The sequence below is a fragment of the Actinomadura livida genome, from assembly GCF_014648675.1.
GTDB classification, from domain to species: domain Bacteria; phylum Actinomycetota; class Actinomycetes; order Streptosporangiales; family Streptosporangiaceae; genus Spirillospora; species Spirillospora livida.
Map to the genome: position 1 here is coordinate 249,824 of NZ_BMRO01000002.1, position 2,670 is coordinate 252,493.

3 protein-coding genes, 1 pseudogene and 1 riboswitch are annotated in these 2,670 nt (G+C 74.2%); of the genes and pseudogenes, 2 read left to right on the top strand and 2 right to left on the bottom strand.

Annotated elements, in window-relative coordinates; all coding sequences use genetic code 11:
- Nucleotides 1–230, bottom strand: a pseudogene (locus tag IEZ03_RS37550) (phosphomethylpyrimidine synthase ThiC); the annotation flags it as partial.
- A riboswitch (TPP riboswitch) is annotated at nt 226–339 on the bottom strand. (Overlaps the previous pseudogene by 5 nt.)
- 81 nt (nt 340–420) lie before the next feature.
- On the opposite strand from IEZ03_RS37550, the gene tsaA reads away from it, so the two are divergent.
- On the top strand, nt 421–834 hold the full coding sequence (tsaA, locus tag IEZ03_RS04415; protein ID WP_184884306.1) for a tRNA (N6-threonylcarbamoyladenosine(37)-N6)-methyltransferase TrmO: 414 nt from the start codon (nt 421–423) through the stop codon (nt 832–834).
- On the opposite strand, the gene IEZ03_RS04420 is transcribed toward tsaA, so the two are convergent.
- Nucleotides 800–1,879, bottom strand: a complete 1,080-nt coding sequence (locus tag IEZ03_RS04420; protein ID WP_184884307.1) for a hypothetical protein — start codon at nt 1,877–1,879, stop codon at nt 800–802. The genes tsaA and IEZ03_RS04420 overlap by 35 nt on opposite strands.
- Before the next feature lie 197 nt (nt 1,880–2,076).
- Here IEZ03_RS04420 and clsA point away from each other — a divergent pair.
- Nucleotides 2,077–2,670 (top strand): cardiolipin synthase ClsA (clsA, locus tag IEZ03_RS04425; protein WP_189241152.1); only part of this gene is annotated, 594 nt, incomplete at its 3' end.

The window sequence follows — 2,670 nt, forward strand, 5'->3', positions numbered from 1 at the left end:
CCGTCGTACGGCGCGGTGTCCCCGCGCTCGATGATCCACGGCTCCCGCAGCGCGGGCAGCCCCTTGCGGACGTCGGTCTCCTGTTCTGGGTCGGTGTACGGCCCGGACGTGTCGTACAGGACGACGGCGTCGCCGTTGGTCAGCGGCACCTCCCGCATCGGGACGCGGATCTCCGGCCGCGAGCCCTGCAGGTAGGTCTTGCGGGCAGCTGGAACCACAGGTTCGGTCATGACGACTCGATCTCTCCCTACGCCGGCATTACCCGGTCAGGTTCATGCGGTCAGCGGCCGTCTCAGCCGCTATCTCAGCCCGGTTCGCCGGACCCCCGCGATCTGTCGCCCCCGACGCTAACCCGCCGCACCCCGGTTGCCGCAACCGGCGTCCATGGGATATGAGGAGCGGCCTGGGAGAATCGGCCGCATGGCAGAAGACTTCACCGTGACGGCGGTCGGGCACGTCGAGTCCCCGCTGACCGACCGGGCGTCCGCGCCCAAGCAGGGCCCGGAGGGCTCGCCCGAGGCATGGCTGGTGTTCGAGGGGGCCGTGCTGCCCGCGCTGGAGGGCCTGCGCCCCGGCGACCGGGTCTTCGTGCTGACCTGGCTGCACCTGTCGCCGCGCGACGTCCTGCGCGTCCACCCGCGCGACGATCCCGCCGTCCCGCTGCACGGCGTGTTCGCCACCCGCTCGCCCGACCGCCCGAACCCCATCGGGCTGCATCCGGTCGAGATCCTGGAGATCACCGGGAACCGCGTCCGCGTCCGGGACCTGGAGGCCCTGGACGGCACCCCGATCGTGGACGTCAAGCCCGTCCTGACCTGCGCCCCGCCCACCTGACGGGGCGGTGCCGCCCGGTGCCGTGCACGGCCATGGGGAGGGCCAGCGCGAGGGTGCGCAGCGGGCCGGGGGCGGACGGGGACCGCTCCAGCCGCAGATGGACGCCGTCGTCGTCGCCCTCGATCCGGAGCGTGGCCGACTCCCGGCCGTCCACGCCGGTGACGACGTGGCGGCCGCCGGTCACCCGGGTGGTGCCGAGGAGCGTCCCGTCGGGCGTGTGGAAGGACGGCTCGAGCGAGCCCCGGATCTCGCCGGCGGGCCGTCCGTCGGCGAGGAACACGCGCACCCGGCCGCCCGCCGCGCGTCCCCTTCGGAACTCCAGCAGCGTGCGGGCCTGGGGATCGCGCAGCACGGTCGTCCGGCCGGGAAGGGGGAGGCCGGGCGACTCCGCGGGCGGGGTGCAGGCCACGGCGAGCAGAGCGCCGGTGCGGTCGTCGCGGTAGCGCCACTCGCCGTCCACGACGACGTGGTCGGCCTCGCGCAACGCGTCCCGGGGGAGCGGGTCCACCTCGCGGCCCTCGTCGTCGAGGACGCGCCAGCAGGCGCCGAGGGTCTCCGTGGCGGTGGCGTGGACGGCCTCCAGCCAGCCCTGGGGAAGCGAGCGCTCGCGCAGCAGCACGGCCGCGCGGCCGTCGACCTTCGTGACCGCGCCGGCGCCCGGTGCCGCCTCGGGGTCGAACCAGACCGTCCAGACCGGGTCGGCGACGGGCCAGGTGATCCCGACCGCGTCCACGGCGGCCGCGGGGATGGCCGCCTCCCTCCCGCGGCGGCGGAGGATCAGGCCGTCGCGGCCGATGGTCACGATGAGGCGGTCCTGGTAGATCACGAAGGCCCACGCGGCCGCCGCCAGGGCGATGAGGGCGGCGCCGCCGCCGCAGACGGCCACGGCGCGCCCGGCCTCCTCGGGCGCCCACGCGCCCGGGCCGGTGAGCGTGGACAGCGAGACGGCCAGGCCGACCGTCAGCGCGGTCAGGCAGATGCGGAGCGGCCACCGGTAGGCGTTCCGGCCCAGGGTGATCGTGAGCGCCGGCGGGGGGACGGACAACTTCAGCCCTTCGTCTGGGAGTGCGCAGAACTATAGGCGGTCGCCGTCCCGCGCTCGCGGGCTGACCAGTGCTGTCAAGCGGGCGGCGGCCCCGCACGTGGCGGTCGGCCGGCCGAAAGGGGGCGACGTCATCGGGAGCTTTCCGGACCCTTACCGGTAGGGTCAGGATCAAGGGACCAGGGGAGGCGAACGCGTCGGTGAGCACAGAGCAGGAAGCCCCGCAGGACCGGATCTTCACGGTGCCGAACACGCTGAGCCTGGCCCGGCTCGTCGGGGTCCCGCTGTTCCTCTGGCTCGTGCTGATCGAGGCCGACTGGTGGGCGCTCGGCGTCCTGGTGTTCGCGGGCCTGTCGGACTGGCTGGACGGCAAGCTCGCCCGCGTCCTGAACCAGACGAGCAGGCTCGGGACGGTGCTCGACCCGGCGGCCGACCGCCTCTACATCCTGGCGACGCTGGTCGGGCTGACGATCCGCGACATCATCCCGGTGTGGCTGGTCGTGGTGCTGGTGGCCCGGGAGTTCGCGATCCTGCCGATCGCGCCGATCATCCGCCGGCTCGGGTACGGCGGGACGCTCCCGGTGCACTTCATCGGCAAGGCCGGGACGATGTGCCTGCTGTACGCGTTCCCGCTGCTTCTCCTCGGCGACCACGACGGCGGCGCGGCGACCGCGGCGAAGGTCACCGGATGGTCGTTCGCCATCTGGGGGACGGGCCTGTACTGGTGGGCGGCCGTCCTCTACTGGGAGCAGACGCGGCAGCTGGTGCTGGCCGGCCGCGGCTCGTCCCCGGCC

What these genes read in the sequence shown, in the direction of transcription:
- tsaA (WP_184884306.1), top strand. Translation starts at nt 421, where the DNA reads ATGGCAGAAGACTTCACCGTGACGGCGGTCGGGCACGTCGAGTCCCCG.